This window comes from Streptomyces sp. ActVer (assembly GCF_027270795.1).
GTDB classification, from domain to species: Bacteria; Actinomycetota; Actinomycetes; order Streptomycetales; family Streptomycetaceae; genus Streptomyces; species Streptomyces umbrinus_A.
In genome coordinates, this window is the sequence record NZ_JAPWHT010000176.1 from 1 (window position 1) to 19,662 (window position 19,662).

Sequence of the window (19,662 nt, forward strand, 5' to 3'; positions counted from 1 at the left end):
CCCTCGCACATCGTCTGCAACCCGAACCGCCCCCCGGTCCGCTCCAGTTCATGCAGCAACGTGGTCATCAACTTCACGCCGGTCGCCCCCAACGGATGCCCCAAGGCAATCGCGCCCCCATTGACATTGACCTTGTCGGGATCCGCCCCGGTCTCCTTCAGCCAGGCAAGCACCACAGGCGCGAACGCCTCATTGATCTCGACCAGGTCGATGTCACCGATGGACATCCCCGCCTTCTTCAAGGCATACGCGGTGGCCGGAATCGGCGCCGACAGCATCCGTATCGGATCCTCCCCCCGCACCGACAGATGGTGAACCCGCGCCCGAGGCGTGAGCCCGTGTTCCCGCACGGCCCGCTCGGAGGCGAGCAGCATAGCGGCCGCACCGTCGGACACCTGGGAGGAGCAGGCGGCGGTGATGGTGCCGCCCTCCACCACCGGCTTCAGTCCGGCCATCTTCTCCAGCGAGGTGTCCCGGCGCGGCCCCTCGTCCACGGCGACGTCCCCGAACGGCACGACCTCCCGCTCGAAACGCCCCTCGTCGACCGCCCGGATCGCCCGCTGATGCGACCGCAGGGCGAACTCCTCCTGGTCCCGCCGGCTGATCCCCCACTTCTCGGCGATCAACTCGGCGCCGTGGAACTGGTTGACGGGCCGGTCCCCGTACCGCGCCCGCCACCCCTCGCTCCCCGCGAACGGCCCCTCCGTGAGCCCCAGCGGCTCCGCGGCCAGGCGGGACGCGAAGGCGATGGGGATCTGCGTCATGTTCTGCACGCCGCCCGCGACCACCAGGTCCTGGGTACCGGACAGGACACCCTGCGCGGCGAAGTGCACGGCCTGCTGCGAGGACCCGCACTGCCGGTCGATCGTCACCCCGGGCACCTCCTCGGGCAGCCCGGCCGCCAGCCAGGCCGTCCGCGCGATGTCCCCGGCCTGCGGCCCGACGGTGTCCAGACACCCGAAGACGACGTCCTCGACGGCGGCCGGGTCGACACCGGACCGCTCGACCAGGGCCTTCAGCACATGCGCGCCCAGATCGGCGGGATGGACCCCGCCGAGGCCACCCTTCCGGCGCCCCACGGGCGTACGGACCGCTTCGACTATGTAGGCCTCGGCCATGGCGACTCCTCGAACTCCTCAGTGGGTCCAATGGATCCAGCAGGTCCAGTGGGTCATGTACGTACGGCGATTCCGTCGAGGACCATCGACAGGTACTGCCGGGCGATCTCCTCCGGGCTGTGCTGTCCGCCGGGCCGGTACCAGGACGCGGCGACCCACACCGTGTCGCGCACGAACCGGTAGGTGAGCCGGATGTCGAGGTCGTCCCGGAAGACCTCTCCGGCCACGCCCCGCTCCAGCGTGGCCAGCCACGTCTTCTCGAACTTGCGCTGCGACTCGGCGAGGAACGCGAACCGCTCCTGCGCGACGAGGTGCTTGGACTCCCGCTGGTAGATCGCGACGGCCGCACGGTGCCGGTCGATCTCCCGGAAGGACTCGGTGACCAGGGCCTCCAGCGTCTCGCGCGGGCCGAGCTCGGCCTCCAGAACGGTGTCGTACCCGTCCCACAGCTCGTCCATGAAGGTCCGCAGGATCTCCTCCAGCATCGATTCCTTGGAGTCGAAGTGGTAGTAGAGGCTGCCCGCGAGCATGCCCGCGTGGTCCGCGATCTTGCGGACGGTGGTGGCGTTGTAGCCCTGCTCGGCGAAGACCTCGGCGGCGGTGTCGAGGAGTTCGCGACGGCGGGCGGGCGCGGCGGTCACCTGGGGCTTCTTCTTGGTAGGCACGGCTCCATTGTGGTCCCGGTCCCGGTCCTGCTCCTGGCCCCGGGGGCGCCGGCCACCGACCGCCTACGCATGCTGGCTGCTCACGGAGACGATCTCGCCGGTCATGTACGAGGAGTAGCCGGACGCCAGGAACACGATCACGTTGGCCACCTCCCACGGCTCGGCGTACCGCCCGAAGGCCTCGCGGGCCGTCAGCTCCTCCAGCAGCTCGGGGGTCGTCACCTTCGCCAGATGCGGGTGCATGGCGAGGCTCGGCGAGACCGCGTTGACGCGCACGCCGTGCTCCGCCGCCTCGATCGCCGCGCACCGGGTGAGCGCCATGACCCCGGCCTTCGCCGCCGCGTAGTGCGCCTGCCCGGCCTGGGCGCGCCAGCCGACGACCGAGGCGTTGTTGACGATCACGCCACCGTGCCCACCGTGCCCGCCGTGCCCGCCGTGCCCGCCGTGCCCGCCCTCCCGGAAGGCCCGCAGGGCCGCGCGCGTGCAACGGAAGGTGCCGTTCAGCGTCACGTCGAGCACCTTCGACCACTGCTCGTCGCTCATGTCGGCGAGGGCCGAGGTCCCGCCGAGACCGGCGTTGTTGACGACGATGTCGAGCCGCCCGTGCTGTCGCACGGCCGCATCGAAGAGCGCCTGCACCTGGGCCTCGTCGGTGACGTCGCACGCGAGCGCCGAGACGCCCTCGAACTCCCCGGCCAGCTCGGCCTCGTACTCCTTGAGTCGTCGTGCGTGCGCGTCGCTGATCAGCACGCGCGCGCCCTCCTCCAGGAAGCGGCGTGCGGTGGCCCCGCCGATGCCCGCGCCCGCGGCGGCGGTCACCACCGCGGTGCGTCCCTTCAGCAGCCCGTGCCCTGGCACGTATGCCGGACTCTCGACGCCTGTCATGACGCCACGCTAACCTACCAAACACTTGTTAGGGAAGGATCGCCGCTGATGGACCTCGACTTCACGGCCGACCAGGACGCCTTCCGCGCCGAGGCGCGCGCCTGGCTGCACGCGCACGTCCCCTCGCCGCCGCTGCCCTCCCTGGAGACCGAGGAGGGCTTCGCCGCCCACCGCGCGTGGGAGGCCGAACTCGCCGCGGACCGCTGGTCGGTGGTGTCCTGGCCGGCCGCGTACGGCGGACGGGACGCGGGGCTCGTACGGTGGCTGATCTTCGAGGAGGAGTACTACGCGGCGGGCGCGCCCGGCCGGGTCGGCCAGAACGGCATCAACCTCCTCGCGCCGACCCTCTTCGACCACGGCACGGAGGAACAGCGGGCCCGGATCCTGCCGCCGATGGCCTCCGGCGAGGTCGTCTGGGCGCAGGCCTGGTCCGAGCCGGAGGCCGGGTCCGACCTCGCCTCCCTCAGGTCCAGGGCGGTGCGTACGGACAGCGGCTGGCTCTTGAGCGGGCAGAAGACGTGGTCGTCGCGGGCGGCGTTCGCCGACCGCGCGTTCGGCCTGTTCCGCAGCGAGCCCGACGCCCCGAAGCCCCACCAGGGCCTCACGTACCTGATGTTCGATCTGCACGCGCCGGGCGTGACCGTCCGCCCGATCGGCCGCCTGGACGGCAAGCCGGCCTTCGCCGAACTCTTCCTGGACGACGTGTTCGTGCCGGACGAGGACGTGATCGGCGAGCCCGGCCGGGGCTGGCGGGTCGCCATGTCGACGGCGGGCAACGAGCGCGGTCTGACCCTCCGCTCCCCCGGCCGCTTCCTGGCCTCGGCCGACCGTCTGGCCGCGCTCTGGCGGGCGCGCGGCCGGGACCCGTTCACCCGCGACCGGGTGGCCGACGCGGTGATCGGCGCCCGCGCCTACCAGCTCTTCACGTACGCGGGCGCCTCCCGCTTCCTCGACGGCGAGCCCATCGGCCCGGAGTCCAGCCTGAACAAGGTCTTCTGGTCCGAGTACGACATCGCGCTGCACGAGACGGCACTCGATCTCCTGGGCGGGGACGGAGAGTTGGGGAACGGGGAGTTGACGGACACGGGCGAGGAGGAGCGCGACGGCTGGACCGAGGGATACGTCTTCTCCCTCGCCGGTCCCATCTACGCGGGCACGAACGAGATCCAGCGCGACATCATCGCCGAACGCCTCCTGGGCCTGCCGAAGGGACGCCGCTGATGCGTTTCCTCCTGGACGACGAACAACGCGCCTTCGCCCACTCGCTGGACGCCCTGCTGTCAGCGGCGGACACCCCGTCGGCCGTACGGTCGTGGGGCGCCGGCGACCACACGGCCGGGCGGGCCCTGTGGTCCCGTATCGCCGGCGCGGGAGTGTTCGCGCTGGCGGTCCCCGAGGCGTACGAGGGTGTCGGACCGCTCCCCGTTGAACTGGCCGTCGCCTTCGTGGAGTTGGGACGGCACGCGGTACCGGGCCCACTGGTGGAGACGGTGGCGGCGGCCGCGCTGCTGTCGGAACCGGGCCTGGCGAAGAGGTTCCTGCCGGGGCTGGCGTCCGGGGAGACGATCGCGACGGTGGCCGCCACGGACGGCTCGTACGCGCTGGACAGCTCGTATGCGCTGGACGGGGACGCGGCGACGACCCTGCTCGCTCTCGACGGCGGCGGACTCCGACTGGCCCCCGGGCACGGCCCGGTACGTACGTCCATCGACCCGGCCCGGCGCCTCACCCGCCCGGCGCCGGGCGGCGAACTCCTCGCGACCGGCCCCCAAGTCGCCCCGGCCGCCGCCCACGCCCTGACCTGGGCCCGGCTCGCGACCGCAGCGCAGGCGCTCGGCGTGGGACTGACCCTGCTCGACAGGACCGTGGCGTACGTCAAGCAGCGCAGTCAGTTCGGTGTCCCCATCGGCTCGTTCCAGGCGGTCAAGCACCGACTGGCCGATGCCAAGGTCGCGTTGGAGTTCGCGCGCCCGCTCCTCTTCGGCGCGGCCCTGACCATGGACCCGGCCGACGTGGCCGCCGCCAAGGTCACGGCCTGCGAGGCGGCGTACACGACCGCCCGTAGCGCCCTGCAACTGCACGGCGCGATCGGCTACACCGCGGAGTACGACCTGTCCCTGTGGCTGACCAAGGCCCGCGCGCTGCGCACGGCTTGGGGCACGCCCGGTGAATGCCGCGAGATGGTCCTCAAGTAGCTGAGCCCTTCGGCAGCTGTGCGCTCAGGAGTGTCAGTGGTGGTGGTCCTCGCTGCTCGTGAGTTCGCGGTACTCCTCGACGGTCGGCTTGGGGATCTGCGCGTTCTGCCCGTACATGGCCCGGGCGAGCCGCGCCCGCAGCCGCTGGGACGGCTTGACCTTCCGCTCGACGCCGTTCGCGTCGACGAGCGGGCCCACGTCGTAGGGCACGTCCTGCTCGTGCTGGGTGAGGGTGAACCGCTGGGCCGGGGTGAGGGGTTCGTGCACCTCGACGAACTCGCCGTGCGGCAGCCTCCTGATGACACCGGACTCCCTGCCGTGCAACACCTTGTCGCGGTCGCTGCGCTGGAGCCCCATGCAGACGCGTCTGGTGATGATGAAAGCGATCACCGGGACCACGAAGAAGGCGATCCGTACGAACCAGGTGATCGAGTTGATCGACAGATGCAGTTTCATGGCCACGATGTCGTTGCCGCCGCCGATCAGCAGTACGCCGTACAGACTCAGCCAGGCGACGCCGAGCCCGGTGCGCGTGGGGACGTTGCGGGGCCGGTCCAGGATGTGGTGCTCGCGTTTGTCCCCGGTGATCCACGCCTCGATGAACGGGTAGACGCCGATCGCCACCATGATCAGAGGGAAGAGGGAGAAGGGGATGAAGACGCCCAGTTGCAGGGTGTGGCCCCAGGCGTTGATCTCCCATCCCGGCATCACCCGGATCAGCCCTTCGGAGAAACCGAGATACCAGTCGGGCTGGGCGCCGGTGGTGACCAGATCGGCACGATAGGGCCCGAAGGCCCACACGGGGTTGATCGTCGCGATCGCGCCCATCATCGACAGCACGCCGAAGACCAGGAAGAAGAAGCCGCCGGCCTTGGCCATGTAGACCGGCATGAACGGCATGCCCACGACGGACTTCTGCTGGTGGCCGGGCCCTGGGTACTGGGTGTGCTTGTGGTAGAAGACCAGGATCAGGTGGGCGACGACCAGGCCGAGCATGATCCCGGGCAGCAGGAGGACATGGATCGGGTACAGCCTGGAGATGATGTCGTGTCCCGGGAACTCCCCTCCGAAGAGGAAGAACGCGAGATACGTGCCCACGATCGGCACGGACAGGATCGCGCCCTGTGCGAAGCGGAGGCCGGTGCCGGAGAGCAGGTCGTCGGGGAGCGAGTAGCCGGTCAGGCCGGTGATGATGCCGAGGAACAGCAAGGTCCAGCCGAACAGCCAGTTCAGCTCGCGCGGCTTGCGGAAGGCGCCCGTGAAGAACACGCGCATCATGTGCACGAGCATTCCGGCGACGAAGACGATCGCCGCCCAGTGGTGGATCTGCCGGATCAGCAGCCCGCCGCGCACGTCGAAGCTGATGTCGACGGTGGATTCGTACGCCCTGGTCATGATGATGCCGTTGAGGGGCTCGTACGAGCCGTTGTAGACGACCTCTGCGGCGCTGGGCTCGAAGAAGAGGGTGAGGTAGACGCCGGTGAGGATGAGGATGAGGAAGCTGTAGAGGCAGACCTCGCCCAGCATGAAGGACCAGTGGTCCGGGAACACCTTGCGCATCTGGGTCTTGGCCAGCGAGTAGATCCCGAGCCGTCCGTCGGCCCAGTCCGCCACCTTCTCGCCCTTGCCCGCCTGTGCCGCTCGCCCGTTGCTCCGCGCGTCCATTCGTGGCCCTCCCCATAGGCTCAGTTCAGAGTGTCACGGGGTTCTGCGAAGCCAAAGGGGTTGTGCGGGTCCACGATTCGGCTGCGGCCCGGTGGGGTCCGGCCGCGCAGTTCCCCGCGCCCCTTAGGAGCGTGGCTCAGGCCGGTGGGAGGGTGCGGGTACGTCGCGGCTTGTCGCGCAGTTCCGCGCGCCCCTGACGGGGCGCGGTTGACACACGGCCTCGGCCACGTCCTTCCTGGGGGCGCGGGGAACTGCGCGAGCAACCCCCACCGGCCCGCAGCGAACCCACCGGCTCAGACACCCCGTGTCACTCGACAATCCCCGCGGCCCGCGCCGCCGACAGCCACCGCGGGAACTCGCCCAGCAACCGGTCGTACAGCTCACCGTCGGAGACACCCCGGCGGGGATCCGAACCGGCATGGAAGAACCCGGCGTTGTCCACGACCCGCTTCCCCGGCACGGCCAGGTCGTCAAGCCGGCGCAGGAAGTCGAACTGCTTGCTGGACGGGTCCCCGAAGCCGATGAACTGCCAGAACAACGGCAGCTTCGCGGCCTTGCACAGGTACCGCTCGGCGGCGAGCTTGTTGATCGGGCCGCCGTCGGTCTGGAAGACGACAAGGGCGGGGGCCTTGGAGCCGCTGTCGAGGTAGTGGTCGATGACGGCGTCCATCGCCAAGTGGTAGCTGGTCTTGCCCATGTGTCCGAGCCCGGCCACGATCCGCTCAACACGCCCCGCGTGGCTGTCGAGCGCGATGTCGGTCACGGCGTCGACGTCCGTGGAGAAGAAGACGACCGGCACGGTCCCGTCGTCGTCGAAGTGCGCGCTCAGACCGAGCACACGGTCGGCGAGCGCCTGCACGCTGCCGTCGGCGTAGTACGGCTTCATCGATCCCGAGTAGTCGACGACGAGATAGACGGCGGCCCGCTGCCCGCTCAGTCCGTGCTTGGTGAGGGAGACCCCCGCGCTTTTGTAGAGGCTGACCAGCGCGGGCGCGGTCTCCTCCACCTTGGTGAGGCTGATCCCGGCCATGCGGGCTCCTTCCGGCCATGATCCGACCGGGTGAGCCTAACCGGCCGCCCGCTCCCGGAACGCCGGCAGTTCGAAGAGCCGCCGCCGGGCCCCGTCACCCATCAACTCGACCAGCGGAAACATTAGTTCCCACAGATCCTCCTTCTCGACGCCGACGGCCAGCGCGTCGAGGTCGGGATCGGAGAGCGCCCCCGCGGCCTTGGCCACGATCCGCCGGGCGGTCGGCGGCAGTGCCGCCACCATCGGGAGGAACTCCGCCCACAGCCCGGTCGCCACGACTCCGCGGACGAGCCCGTCGAGCACCGCGCGGTCCCGCAGCGCGGGCAGCGCGGCGACGGCCCGCAGCTCGTCCTCGTCGAGCGCGGCCACGATCGGCAGGAGCGACTCCCAGAGGTTCTGCTCGGCGGTGGTGCGGACGAGGGAGTCGAGCCGCGCCTCGGGCTGGGCGGCGGTGAGGGAGGCGATGCGGGCCCGCTGTTCGCCGGAGGCCATGCTCGCGACGGCCATGGCCTCCGGCCACAGCCCCCGGTCGGCGGCTGACGCGATGACCGACGACACCCGCTCCTCGCCCAGCAGCTCGACGATGCGGCCGAGCCGTTCGGGATGGTCGATGACGAAGCCGGTGAGCAGCAGGGTCGCGTCGTCGAGCCGCGGCAGGATGCGCAGCAGCGCGGAGTCCCGCAGATGTCCGACGAACCGGCCCATCGTGAGGTGGTCGCGGCGGTCGGCGAGGACGAGGGCGATCCGTACGACGATGTCGTCGTCCAGTCTGCCCATGATCCCGGCGATCCGGCGCGGGTCGACGTGGTGGCAGCAGCGGGCCGTGAACTCGGGCGGGAGCCGCTCGATGATGTCGGCGGCGCGGCCGGGTTCCAGGCGTCCGGCGAGGGCGGCGGCGAGCTGTGGCCCGAGTGCCTTCTGCGAGATGCCGGCGGCGATCCCCGCGGGCAGCAGCCTGGTCTTCGCGGCGATGCGGTCGAGGATCCCGGGGGCGTCGCCGAAGAGCGCGGCGACGGATCTCTCACGGAAGGCGCGCACGTCCTCAACGGGCAGCTCTTCGAGGAACGCCAGCTGCCGTGGTTCGACATCCAGCAGGCGGGCGAGCTTGAGGATCTCGGCCCTGCTGCGCAGTGTGTCCATGCGGGAGGGGTCTCCTGGCTAACGGAAGAGCATCCGGCGGAGGGGTTCCCTGGTCAGGGCGGGTACGAGGGTCAGGGCGTCCTCGACGGCCTCGTTCAGCCCGGACGCCCGGCGCTCCCGTGCCCGGCGCAGTGCCAGCGTGAGTGTCCGGGCCTGTGCGTCGTCCAGTGATCCGAAGCTCTCGGGCGGTGGGGCACCCAACTCCGCCCGCAGCAGCGCCAGTTCTTCCGCGCTCACAGGTCCTCCCCCGATGCTCACTGGCTTCTCCACCCGATGCGGCACGGCACTCCGGGCCGATCGTACTCTTTGCCCATGAAACGCGCTGGCCGTCTGATGTTCGTCGCCGTCCCTCTCGTCGCGGTGACGGTGTACGTCGCCGTGCCCGATCAGAAGGGCGACGACGGGCCCTCGGACGCCCGGAACTCCTCCCCGTCGAACTCGTCACCCTCGGCCTCTTCCGGATCCGCCGCCGACCTGGACTCCCCGAAGATGAAGGAGCTGGCCCAGCGGATCGTGTCGAGCGCCGAGAACTCCAGCCTCGACTGGCGCGCCCAGTACGACTACGTCGAGGACATTGGCGACGGCCGTGGCTACACCGCCGGGATCATCGGCTTCACCACCGGCACGCACGACCTGCTCACGCTGGTCGAGCTCTACACCGAGTCCCATCCGGACAACGCCCTGGCCCGCTACCTGCCCGCGCTGCGCGCGGTGGACGGCTCCGACTCCCACGAGGGACTGGACCCGGGCTTCACCGAGGCCTGGAAGGAGGAGGCGCAGAAGGACGCCTTCAAGCGCGTCCAGGACTCCCAGCGCGACCGCGTCTACTTCGGCCCGGCGGTCCGCCTCGCCAAGAGTGACGGCCTGGGCGCCCTCGGCCAGTTCATCTACTACGACGCCATGGTCATGCACGGCCCCGGCGACCCCGGCTTCCACGGCATCCGTGAGCGCGCCATGGCCGAGGCCGACACCCCGGCGTAGGGCGGCGACGAGCAGAGCTACCTCGACATCTTCCTGGACACCCGCCGCGAGACCATGAAGTCCGAGAAACGCGACACGACCCGCGTGGACACGGCCCAGCGAAGGTTCCTGTACGACGGGAACCTGGACCTCCGCACCCCGCTGGAGTGGAAGGTGTACGGCGTGACGTACAAGGTCGACTGACGCCCGTCACCTGCTCAGGGGCTCCGCGCCCCTTAAGGGGCGCGGGGAACTGCGCGACCAGCCACAGCCGACCCGCACCCGAAAAGGACCCCGGACGCACCACGGCGCCCACCATCGTCCGGTCGGGGACAAAGAGCAGGCGCCGCGTTCAGTTCCGTACGCCTTTGTACGGGACGTCTTTGGGGTGGAGCGTCAGACCATGAGGGAGCGGTCCGTGGGGCGGATCGGGGCCGGCAGGTCGCTCTCCCCGGTCAGGAAGCGGTCGACCCCGCGGGCGGCCGAGCGGCCCTCCGCAATGGCCCAGACGATGAGGGACTGACCGCGGCCGGCGTCACCGGCGACGTACACGCCGGGGACGTTGGTCGCGAAGTCGGCGTCGCGGGCGATGTTGCCGCGCTCGTCCAGGTCGAGGCCGAACTGGGAGACGAGGCCGTTCTCCTGGTCGGTGCCCGTGAAGCCCATGGCGAGGGTGACGAGCTGGGCGGGGATCTTGCGCTCCGTGCCCGCCTTCTGCGTCAGCTTGCCGTCGATGAACTCGACCTCGACGAGGTGCAGCCACTGCACGTTGCCGTCCTCGTCGCCCTCGAAGTGGGTGGTGGAGACGGAGTAGACCCGCTCGCCGCCCTCCTCGTGCGCGGAGGTGACCTTGTAGAGCATGGGGAACGTCGGCCAGGGCTGGTGCGGAGCACGGTCCTCGCCCGGCTGGGGCATGATCTCCAGCTGCGTGACGGAGGCCGCGCCCTGACGGTGGGCGGTGCCCACGCAGTCCGCGCCCGTGTCGCCGCCGCCGATGACGACGACGTGCTTGCCCTCGGCGGTGATCGGGGGCGCCACGTAGTCGCCCTCCTGCACCTTGTTGGCGAGCGGCAGGTACTCCATCGCGAAGTGGATGCCGTTCAGCTCGCGCCCGGGGGCGGGCAGGTCGCGGGAGACGGTCGCGCCGGCCGCGATGACCACGGCGTCGTACCGCTTGCGCAGGTCCGTCGCCTTGAGGTCGCGGCCGATCTCGATGCCCGTACGGAAGCGGGTGCCCTCCGCGCGCATCTGCTCGATGCGGCGGTTGATGTGCCGCTTCTCCATCTTGAACTCGGGGATGCCGTAGCGCAGGAGGCCGCCGACGCGGTCGGCGCGCTCGTAGACCGCCACGGTGTGGCCGGCCCGGGTGAGCTGCTGCGCGGCGGCCAGGCCGGCCGGGCCGGAGCCGATGACCGCGACCGTCTTGCCGGAGAGCCGCTCGGGGGCCTGGGGCTCGACGTCGCCGCTGTCCCACGCCTTGTCGATGATCGAGACCTCGACGTTCTTGATGGTCACGGCGGGCTGGTTGATGCCGAGGACGCACGCCGACTCGCACGGGGCGGGGCACAGCCGGCCCGTGAACTCCGGGAAGTTGTTCGTGGCGTGCAGGCGCTCGGAGGCGGCGGACCAGTCCTCGCGGTACGCGTAGTCGTTCCACTCGGGGATGAGGTTCCCGAGCGGACAGCCGTTGTGGCAGAACGGGATTCCGCAGTCCATGCAGCGCGAGGCCTGCGTGGGGATGATGGGGAGCAGCGAGCCCGGAACGTAGACCTCGTTCCAGTCCTTGAGACGCACGTCCACCGGACGAGTCCTGGCGACCTCGCGGCCGTGGTTGAGAAAGCCCTTGGGATCAGCCATTGGTCGCCGCCTCCATCATCTTCTCGGTGATCTCGGTCTCGGTGAGACCGGCTCGCTCGGCGGCGTCCTTGGCGGCGAGCACTGCCTTGTACGTGCTGGGGATGACCTTGCTGAAGCGGTCCACCGACACGGCCCACTCGGCGAGGAGCTTCTCGGCGACCGTGGAGCCGGTCTCCTCCGCGTGGCGGCGCACGACGTCGTGCAGCCACTGCTTGTCGGTGTCGTCGAGCTCCTCGACCGCGCCGAGGTTGCCGACATTGACGTTGTCGCGGTTCAGGTCGATGACGTACGCGATGCCGCCCGACATACCGGCCGCGAAGTTGCGGCCCGTCTCGCCGAGCACGACCGCGTGACCGCCGGTCATGTACTCGCAGCCGTGGTCGCCCACGCCCTCGGAGACCACCGTCGCGCCGGAGTTGCGGACGCAGAAGCGCTCGCCGGTACGGCCCCGGAGGAACAGCTCGCCGCCGGTCGCGCCGTACGCGATGGTGTTGCCCGCGATCGTCGAGAACTCGGCGAGGTGGTCGGCGCCCCGGTCGGGACGGACGATCACCCGGCCGCCGGAGAGGCCCTTGCCGACGTAGTCGTTGGCGTCGCCCTCCAGGCGCAGCGTCACACCGCGCGGCAGGAAGGCGCCGAAGGACTGGCCGGCCGACCCGGTGAAGGTGATGTCGATGGTGTCGTCGGGCAGGCCCGCGCCACCGAACTTCTTCGTCACCTCGTGGCCGAGCATGGTGCCGACCGTACGGTTGATGTTGCGGATCGCGACCTGGGCGCGCACCGGCTGGGCACCGGTCGCGGAGTCCGCGGCCAGCGCGTCGGCGGCGAGCTTGATCAGCTCGTTGTCGAGCGCCTTCTCCAGGCCGTGGTCCTGCTCGATGACCTGGTGGAGCGGGGTGCCCTCGGGCAGCTCCGGCACGTAGAAGAGGGGGGACAGGTCCAGGCCCTGCGCCTTCCAGTGGGTGACCGCCCGCTCCACGTCGAGGTGCTCGGCGTGGCCGACGGCCTCCTCGATCGTGCGGAAGCCCAGCTCGGCGAGGATCTCGCGGACCTCCTCGGCGATGAACTCGAAGAAGTTCACGACGTACTCGGCCTTGCCGGCGTACCGGTCGCGCAGCACCGGGTTCTGCGTGGCGATGCCGACCGGGCAGGTGTCCAGGTGGCAGACGCGCATCATGACGCAGCCGGAGACGACGAGCGGCGCGGTCGCGAAACCGAACTCCTCGGCGCCGAGCATTGCGGCGATGACGACGTCACGGCCGGTCTTCAGCTGGCCGTCGGTCTGTACGACGATGCGGTCGCGCAGGCCGTTGAGCAGCAGGGTCTGCTGGGTCTCGGCGAGGCCCAGCTCCCAGGGTCCACCGGCGTGCTTGAGGGAGGTCAGGGGCGAAGCACCCGTACCGCCGTCGTGGCCGGAGATGAGGACGACGTCCGCGTGCGCCTTGGAGACACCCGCGGCGACCGTGCCGACGCCGACCTCGGAGACCAGCTTCACGTGGATCCGCGCCTGCGGGTTCGCGTTCTTCAGGTCGTGGATCAGCTGGGCGAGGTCTTCGATGGAGTAGATGTCGTGGTGCGGCGGCGGGGAGATCAGACCGACACCCGGGGTGGAGTGCCGGGTCTTGGCGACCCACGGGTAGACCTTGTGGCCGGGCAGCTGGCCGCCCTCGCCGGGCTTGGCGCCCTGGGCCATCTTGATCTGGATGTCGTCCGCGTTGACCAGGTACTCGGAGGTCACACCGAAGCGGCCGGAGGCGACCTGCTTGATGGACGAGCGGCGCGCCGGGTCGTACAGACGGTCCGCGTCCTCGCCGCCCTCACCGGTGTTGGACTTGCCGCCCAGCTGGTTCATGGCGATGGCGAGCGTCTCGTGGGCTTCCTTCGAGATGGAGCCGTAGGACATGGCGCCGGTGGAGAAGCGCTTGACGATCTCGCTGGCCGGCTCGACCTCGTCGATGGAGATCGGCTCGCGGCCGGACTTGAAGCCGAACAGGCCGCGGAGCGTCATCAGGCGCTCGGACTGCTCGTTCACGCGGTCCGTGTACTTCTTGAAGATGTCGTAGCGGCGGGTGCGCGTGGAGTGCTGGAGGCGGAAGACCGTCTCCGGGTCGAACAGGTGCGGCTCGCCCTCGCGGCGCCACTGGTACTCGCCGCCTATGTCGAGGGCGCGGTGCGCGGGCGCGATGCCGCTGGCCGGGTACGCCTTCGCGTGGCGGGCGGCGACCTCCTTGGCGATGACGTCGATGCCGACGCCGCCGATCTTGGTGGCCGTACCGATGAAGTACTTCTGGACGAAGGCCGTGTCGAGACCGACGGCCTCGAAGACCTGGGCGCCGCGGTAGGAGGCGACGGTCGAGATGCCCATCTTGGACATGACCTTGAGGACGCCCTTGCCCAGCGCGTAGATCAGGTTGCGGATGGCCTGCTCGGACTCCATGCCGGGGAGGAACGTTCCCGCCCGGACGAGGTCCTCGACGGACTCCATCGCGAGGTACGGGTTGACGGCCGCGGCGCCGAAGCCGATGAGGAGGGCCACGTGGTGGACCTCGCGGACGTCGCCGGCCTCGACCAGCAGGCCCACCTGGGTGCGCTGCTTGGTGCGGATGAGGTGGTGGTGGACGGCCGCGGTGAGCAGCAGCGAGGGGATCGGCGCGTGCTCGGCGTCGGAGTGACGGTCCGAGAGGACGATCAGCCGGGCGCCGTTCTCTATGGCCGCGTCGGCCTCGGTGCAGATCTCCTCGATGCGCGCGGCGAGCGAGTCGCCGCCGCCGGAGACCCGGTAGAGGCCGGACAGCGTCGCGGCCTTCATGCCCGGCATGTCGCCGTCGGCGTTGATGTGGATGAGCTTGGCCAGCTCGTCGTTGTCGATCACCGGGAAGGGCAGGGTGACGCTGCGACAGGACGCGGCGGTCGGTTCCAGGAGGTTGCCCGCGGGGCCGAGGGAGGAGCGCAGCGAGGTGACGAGCTCCTCGCGGATGGCGTCCAGCGGCGGGTTGGTGACCTGCGCGAACAGTTGGGTGAAGTAGTCGAAGAGCAGGCGGGGGCGCTCGGACAGGGCCGCGATCGGCGAGTCCGTGCCCATGGAGCCGAGGGGTTCGCCGCCCGACTTGGCCATCGGCGCGAGGATGACGCGCAGCTCTTCCTCGGTGTAGCCGAAGGTCTGCTGGCGACGGGTGACGGAGGCGTGCGTGTGCACGATGTGCTCACGCTCCGGGAGGTCCTCCAGCTCGATCTCGCCGGCCTCCAGCCACTCCGCGTACGGGTTCTCGGCGGCGAGGCCGGCCTTGATCTCGTCGTCCTCGATGATGCGGTGCTCGACGGTGTCGACGAGGAACATGCGGCCGGGCTGCAGGCGGCCCTTGCGGACGACCTTCGCGGGATCGATGTCGAGGACGCCGACCTCGGAGCCGAGGACGACGAGGCCGTCGTCGGTGACCCAGTAGCGGCCGGGGCGCAGACCGTTGCGGTCCAGTACGGCGCCGACCTGCTTGCCGTCGGTGAAGGTGACACAGGCCGGGCCGTCCCAGGGCTCCATCATCGTGGAGTGGAACTGGTAGAAGGCGCGGCGGGCCGGGTCCATGGAGTCGTGGTTCTCCCACGCCTCCGGGATCATCATCAGCACGGAGTGCGGGAGCGAGCGGCCGCCCAGGTGCAGGAGTTCGAGCACCTCGTCGAAGGACGCGGAGTCGGAGGCGTCGGGCGTGCAGATCGGGAAGACGCGGTCGAGGCCCTTGTCGCCGAACAGGTCGGAGACGAGCTGGGACTCGCGGGCCACCATCCAGTTGCGGTTGCCCTTGACCGTGTTGATCTCGCCGTTGTGCGCGACGAAGCGGTACGGGTGGGCGAGCGGCCAGCTCGGGAAGGTGTTCGTGGAGAACCGGGAGTGCACGAGCGCGATCGCGGAGGCGAAGCGGCGGTCGGACAGGTCCGGGAAGAAGGGCTCAAGCTGGCCGGTGGTCAGCATGCCCTTGTAGACGATGGTCCGGGCGGAGAGCGACGGGAAGTACACGTCGGCCTCGCGCTCGGCGCGCTTGCGCAGCACGAACGCCCTGCGGTCGAGGTCGATGCCCTGGCTGGATCCTCCCCCAGACTCCGTCCGGGAGGTGCCCCCAGTCACGAAGAGCTGACGGAAGAGGGGCATCGTCGAGCGGGCGGTGGCGCCGAGGAGTTCGGGGGCGGTCGGGACGTCGCGCCAGCCGAGGACCGTCAGGCCCTCGTCGGCGGCGATTGTCTCAATCCGTGAGACGGCTTCGGCGGCGGTGTCCTCCGGAAGGAAGGCGATACCGACCGCGTACGAGCCCGCCTCGGGCAGCTCGAATTCGGCCACCTCGCGGAAGAAGGTGTCGGGCACCTGGGAGAGGATCCCGGCCCCGTCGCCGGAGTCGGGCTCCGAGCCGGTCGCGCCGCGGTGCTCCAGATTGCGGAGCACGGTCAGCGCCTGCTCGACCAGCGCGTGGCTCGCCTCACCGGTGAGGGTGGCCACAAAGCCGACGCCACAGGCGTCGTGCTCGTTGCGCGGGTCGTACATCCCCTGCGCGGCAGGGCGAGCATCCATGAAGGACCAGTTCTGGCCATTCGCGGAGTGCTGGGACGGCTGGCGCGGCGTACGCATCGGCTCTCCCGTCGTCGTCGTGGCTGGGGGCCCCTCCCAGGCTCTTGAGGCTCTGGGGGAGCAAGTGCCGAGGGACGACGTTGGCCCTCTGCGAAAGGTGCAAAATTTCGTGCAGGTTACATGATGGAGCCGTTCTCGGGAACCGGATACGGCGTTCCAGCATGCGGACGCCGCGGGTCGCGGCGGAGGCCGCTCGTGGCGGCTGAACAAGGGGACCTTTTCGGACAGATCAATGACCGTCGGCCCGATCGCGGCAGGCAACGTCGCCCAGCGCTTCAATTGCTGTGCAGGCGTCATTGCCCGCAGCGCTTACGGCTCATGCCCAGTGGTTAAGGATTCGAAACCGCCGAGTAACGGCTACTTATGCAGTCCCTTGCATAGCTGCTCGACTCAACGGCGCGCGGGTCATCCTACGGCCGTACCGAACAGGCTGCCCAGGGCGTACGTCACACCGGCCGCGGCACCGCCCAGCGCGAGCTGCCGCAGTCCGCTGTACCACCAGGACTTCGCGGTCACCCTGGCCACGATCGCACCGCACGCGAAGAGCCCGAGGAACGCGAGCAGCAGAGCGGGCCACAGAGCGGTCGCGCCCAGCAGGTAAGGAAGTACGGGGAGCAGGGCGCCCAGGGCGAACGAGCCGAAGCTCGACACGGCGGCGACGGTCGGCGAGGGCAGGTCGCCGGGATCGATGCCGAGCTCCTCCCTGGCATGTATCTCCAGGGCCTGCTCGGGATCCTTCGACAGCTGCCTGGCGACCTCACGGGCGAGATCGGGCTCGACGCCCCGCGCCTGGTACAGCTCGGCGAGCTCACGTTCCTCGTCCTTCGGGTGCTTCCTCAACTCCCGCCGCTCGACGTCGAGTTCGGCCTCGACGAGCTCGCGCTGCGAGGCGACGGAGGTGTACTCGCCGGCCGCCATGGAGAAGGCACCGGCGGCCAGCCCCGCGAGCCCGGTGATGACGATCGTCCGATGGGACACCGCGCCGCCCGCCACACCCGTCATCAACGCCAGGTTGGAGACCAGACCGTCCATCGCACCGAAGACGGCGGGGCGCAGCCAGCCGCCGCTGACGTCCCGGTGCGTGTGGTTGTCGCGGTGCGCCTCGTGCAGCGTCGCCTCGGTCTCGATGATGGCCATGCCAGGGGTCCCCCAAAACTCTTCACTGGACTGTTTCTACTCTTGGACAACACACAAGCTACGCCCGAAATTTCGCTCCCGCCAGCAAGGAAGGCCGTACTTACCTGGGCTTTCGCCGCCCTTCGCTCATCCGTAGAGACCTGCGCACAAATGTCGACCGGGTGACGCTGAGGCGTGCGAGGCTCCGCCGAACCACTTGGTGGGGACAGATCCGCAAAGGGTCCCTCAGACCTTCCGGGACCCCGCGATGGAGAGGCACCGTCATGGCTTCGATTGCCTGCGTTCCCTCGGTCCCGGCCCCCGGGGACGCCGCCGGTCTCCGCGATCGGGCGCGCGGCGCGCTGCTGGGACTCGCCGTCGGTGACGCGCTGGGGGCGCCCGCCGAGAACATGAAGCCGTCCGAGATCCGCGCACGCTGGGGCCGCATCACCGGGTACGTGACCGAGACTCCGGCCGGCACGGACGACACGGAGTACGCGATCTTCTCGGGGCTGCTCCTGGCCCGGCACGGTTCGGCGCTCACGCCCCGGCATGTGGAGGCGGCCTGGCACCAGTGGATCGCCGACCTGGACGAGGGCCCCTTCCGGGGCGCGGGCTTCAGCGAGCGGGGCACGCTGGAGAACCTGCGGAGGGGCCTGGCCGCTCCGATCTCCGCCCAGCACCGGCACGCCTGGAGCGACGGCCTCGCCATGCGCGCGGCCCCCTTCGGCGTCTTCGCGGCGGGCCGCCCCGCGGAGGCCGCCCGCCTGGTGGCGATCGACGGTTCGGTGAGCCACGACGGCGAGGGCATCTACGGCGGCCAGGCGGTCGCGGCGGGTGTCGCGGCGGCGATGGCGGGCGCCCCGACGATGGTGGTGGTCGCCTCGGCGCTGGCGGTGATCCCCGACGACTCCTGGACGGCCCGTTCCCTGCGCCGCGCCGTCGCCTGCGCCCACCGAGGCGAACGCGCCGTCCGCTCCGCGGTCGTCATCGGCGGCTACCCCTGGACCGACCTCGCCCCCGAGGCCGTCGCCCTGGCCTTCGGCGCGTACGCGGCCGCCGACGGCGACTTCACGGAAGCGGTCCTCACCGCCGTGAACATGGGCCGCGACGCCGACACCACGGCAGCGGTGGCGGGCGCCCTGGCCGGCGCGACGAAGGGCGCCTCGTCGATCCCCCCGACCTGGGCAGCAGCGATCGGCCCGGCAAAAGGCAGCTGCCTCCCATCCATGCAGGGCCACCACATCCTCGACGTGGCGGACCTCCTGACCCCGGACGAGGACGAGGTACCCCAGTGAAACCCGAACTGCTGAACGACCCGAACGAGGGCGCCCCCTCAGGGGCGCCTTCGCCAGGGGCGCGAGGAACTGCGCGCCCAGCCCCCACGGACCCGCACATCACACTCCGGACCCCAGCCCCTTCAGGGGCGCGGGGAACTGCGCGACAAGCCACAACGGACCCGCACATCGCAATCCGGACCGACGCCCCACGGCGAATCGAAGGCCTCCTCCTCGGCCTGGCGGCGGGCGACGCCGCAGGCTGGCCCGCCGCCAGACACAGAGCCGCCCGCATGCCCGAATGGACCAGACGCCTCACCCGCGAACTGGACACCTTCGCCGAACAGAACGCGACAACCACCCTCCCCGTCCCCATCGCCCTCAACCAACCCCCGGAACCCCTACGCCTCGGCCCCTCGGACGACGCCGAATGGGCGGCATTCGCCGCGGAGGCGGTCCTGCGCGCCACCGACCCCGGCGCACTCGGCGACCTGAGCCGAGAACGCCGCATGCGCGCGTCCATCGACCTGTCCTGGAACGCAGTCGCCAGCGAAGTCGCCGCGGCGGCCGACCGCGCCCCCGAGGTCGAGTCGGCCGTACTCCCCCTGCGTGCCCGCATCTCCGTACGGGCAGGTCTCGGCAACCTCGCCACCGGCCTGCGCCCGCCCGCCACCGGCCACGACAACCCCCACTACTTCGACGACGCGGCCTGCGTACGGGCCTGCGTGCTGGCCGTGGCCCACGCCGGGGACCCCCAACTCGCCGCGGAACTCGCCGAGTTCGACGCCCGCTACACCCAGGACGGCGACGGCGTGCACGGCGCCCGTGCGATGGCGGCGGCGCTCGCCCTCGCCCTGGCCGGCGAGGACGCCGACACCTGCGTGGCAGCCGCGCTCGCCGAACTCCCGGAGTCGACGGAGATCGGCCGCAACGCCCGCCACGCGCTGGGGCTCGCCCACGAGGCCGACAGCGCCTTCAGCCTCGTACCCCTGCTGGAGCACCAGATCGTCGACCACGTCTACAGCTACGGCATCGCCGCCGCCGAGACCGTCCCGGTGGCCCTCGCCCTCGCCACCGCCTCGCACGGCCGGATCGCCGAGGCGGTACCCGCGGCCGCGTGTCTGTCCCGGGTGGCGGACTCG

The 19,662-nt window shown here is 70.5% G+C and carries 14 protein-coding genes and 1 pseudogene; 5 read left to right on the forward strand and 10 right to left on the reverse strand.

From position 1 onward, the window contains the following. The 3 genes from O3Q52_RS26600 to O3Q52_RS26610 form a co-directional block, all read right to left on the reverse strand. Positions 1-1,118, reverse strand: a 1,118-nt coding sequence (locus O3Q52_RS26600; protein ID WP_269651262.1) for an acetyl-CoA C-acetyltransferase, incomplete at its 3' end; no start/stop codon positions are given. Between the two features lie 53 nt (positions 1,119-1,171). Next, positions 1,172-1,783 (reverse strand): TetR/AcrR family transcriptional regulator, encoded by a 612-nt coding sequence (locus tag O3Q52_RS26605; RefSeq protein ID WP_269651263.1) that lies wholly within the window; start codon positions 1,781-1,783, stop codon positions 1,172-1,174. A 63-nt stretch (positions 1,784-1,846) separates the two neighbouring features. After that, entirely contained in the window at positions 1,847-2,668 is an 822-nt protein-coding gene (locus O3Q52_RS26610; protein WP_269651264.1) for an SDR family oxidoreductase, read from the reverse strand. Between the two features lie 48 nt (positions 2,669-2,716). On the opposite strand from O3Q52_RS26610, the gene O3Q52_RS26615 reads away from it, so the two are divergent. Next, a complete protein-coding gene (locus tag O3Q52_RS26615) occupies positions 2,717-3,889 on the forward strand; it encodes an acyl-CoA dehydrogenase family protein (protein ID WP_269651265.1) in 1,173 nt (390 codons plus the stop codon). Continuing rightward, on the forward strand, positions 3,889-4,863 hold the full coding sequence (locus O3Q52_RS26620; RefSeq protein ID WP_269651266.1) for an acyl-CoA dehydrogenase family protein: 975 nt from the start codon (positions 3,889-3,891) through the stop codon (positions 4,861-4,863). Before O3Q52_RS26615 ends, O3Q52_RS26620 begins: the two co-directional genes overlap by 1 nt. Positions 4,864-4,896: 33 nt before the next feature. Here O3Q52_RS26620 and O3Q52_RS26625 read toward each other — a convergent pair whose 3' ends face one another. The 4 genes from O3Q52_RS26625 to O3Q52_RS26640 all read right to left on the reverse strand — a co-directional run bounded on the left by O3Q52_RS26625 (position 4,897) and on the right by O3Q52_RS26640 (position 8,935). Further along, the gene (locus tag O3Q52_RS26625; RefSeq protein WP_269651267.1) at positions 4,897-6,528 is read right to left on the reverse strand and encodes a cytochrome bc complex cytochrome b subunit; all 1,632 of its coding nucleotides are present in this window, start codon (positions 6,526-6,528) and stop codon (positions 4,897-4,899) included. A 307-nt stretch (positions 6,529-6,835) separates the two neighbouring features. Further along, entirely contained in the window at positions 6,836-7,558 is a 723-nt protein-coding gene (locus O3Q52_RS26630) for a VWA domain-containing protein (RefSeq protein WP_269651268.1), read from the reverse strand. A 36-nt stretch (positions 7,559-7,594) separates the two neighbouring features. Next, positions 7,595-8,698: a hypothetical protein gene (locus tag O3Q52_RS26635; RefSeq protein WP_269651269.1), complete on the reverse strand. Its 1,104-nt coding sequence runs from the start codon at positions 8,696-8,698 to the stop codon at positions 7,595-7,597. Between the two features lie 18 nt (positions 8,699-8,716). Next, positions 8,717-8,935, reverse strand: coding sequence for a hypothetical protein (locus O3Q52_RS26640; protein ID WP_269651270.1), 219 nt, complete (start codon positions 8,933-8,935; stop codon positions 8,717-8,719). 75 nt (positions 8,936-9,010) lie between these two features. On the opposite strand from O3Q52_RS26640, the pseudogene O3Q52_RS26645 reads away from it, so the two are divergent. After that, positions 9,011-9,862 (forward strand): annotated as a pseudogene (locus tag O3Q52_RS26645) (chitosanase). A 192-nt stretch (positions 9,863-10,054) separates the two neighbouring features. Here O3Q52_RS26645 and O3Q52_RS26650 read toward each other — a convergent pair. The 3 genes from O3Q52_RS26650 to O3Q52_RS26660 all read right to left on the reverse strand — a co-directional run bounded on the left by O3Q52_RS26650 (position 10,055) and on the right by O3Q52_RS26660 (position 17,264). After that, positions 10,055-11,515 (reverse strand): glutamate synthase subunit beta, encoded by a 1,461-nt coding sequence (locus O3Q52_RS26650; protein WP_269651271.1) that lies wholly within the window; start codon positions 11,513-11,515, stop codon positions 10,055-10,057. Then, entirely contained in the window at positions 11,508-16,127 is a 4,620-nt protein-coding gene (gene gltB / locus O3Q52_RS26655) for a glutamate synthase large subunit (RefSeq protein WP_269651272.1), read from the reverse strand. The genes O3Q52_RS26650 and gltB overlap by 8 nt, the downstream gene beginning before the upstream one ends. Positions 16,128-16,532: 405 nt before the next feature. Then, positions 16,533-17,264 (reverse strand): VIT1/CCC1 transporter family protein, encoded by a 732-nt coding sequence (locus O3Q52_RS26660; protein WP_269651273.1) that lies wholly within the window; start codon positions 17,262-17,264, stop codon positions 16,533-16,535. Between the two features lie 263 nt (positions 17,265-17,527). On the opposite strand from O3Q52_RS26660, the gene O3Q52_RS26665 reads away from it, so the two are divergent. Continuing rightward, complete coding sequence (locus O3Q52_RS26665) at positions 17,528-18,541, forward strand: ADP-ribosylglycohydrolase family protein (RefSeq protein WP_269651274.1); 1,014 nt, start codon at positions 17,528-17,530, stop codon at positions 18,539-18,541. Continuing rightward, on the forward strand, positions 18,427-19,662 hold a 1,236-nt coding region (locus tag O3Q52_RS26670), incomplete at its 3' end, for an ADP-ribosylglycohydrolase family protein (protein WP_332112946.1). The genes O3Q52_RS26665 and O3Q52_RS26670, both read left to right, overlap by 115 nt.

What these genes read in the sequence shown, in the direction of transcription:
- O3Q52_RS26630 (WP_269651268.1), bottom strand. Translation starts at nt 7,558, where the DNA reads ATGGCCGGGATCAGCCTCACCAAGGTGGAGGAGACCGCGCCCGCGCTG.
- O3Q52_RS26615 (WP_269651265.1), top strand. Translation starts at nt 2,717, where the DNA reads ATGGACCTCGACTTCACGGCCGACCAGGACGCCTTCCGCGCCGAGGCG.
- gltB (WP_269651272.1), bottom strand. Translation starts at nt 16,127, where the DNA reads ATGCGTACGCCGCGCCAGCCGTCCCAGCACTCCGCGAATGGCCAGAAC.
- O3Q52_RS26635 (WP_269651269.1), bottom strand. Translation starts at nt 8,698, where the DNA reads ATGGACACACTGCGCAGCAGGGCCGAGATCCTCAAGCTCGCCCGCCTG.
- O3Q52_RS26620 (WP_269651266.1), top strand. Translation starts at nt 3,889, where the DNA reads ATGCGTTTCCTCCTGGACGACGAACAACGCGCCTTCGCCCACTCGCTG.
- O3Q52_RS26625 (WP_269651267.1), bottom strand. Translation starts at nt 6,528, where the DNA reads ATGGACGCGCGGAGCAACGGGCGAGCGGCACAGGCGGGCAAGGGCGAG.
- O3Q52_RS26650 (WP_269651271.1), bottom strand. Translation starts at nt 11,515, where the DNA reads ATGGCTGATCCCAAGGGCTTTCTCAACCACGGCCGCGAGGTCGCCAGG.
- O3Q52_RS26660 (WP_269651273.1), bottom strand. Translation starts at nt 17,264, where the DNA reads ATGGCCATCATCGAGACCGAGGCGACGCTGCACGAGGCGCACCGCGAC.
- O3Q52_RS26665 (WP_269651274.1), top strand. Translation starts at nt 17,528, where the DNA reads ATGGCTTCGATTGCCTGCGTTCCCTCGGTCCCGGCCCCCGGGGACGCC.
- O3Q52_RS26610 (WP_269651264.1), bottom strand. Translation starts at nt 2,668, where the DNA reads ATGACAGGCGTCGAGAGTCCGGCATACGTGCCAGGGCACGGGCTGCTG.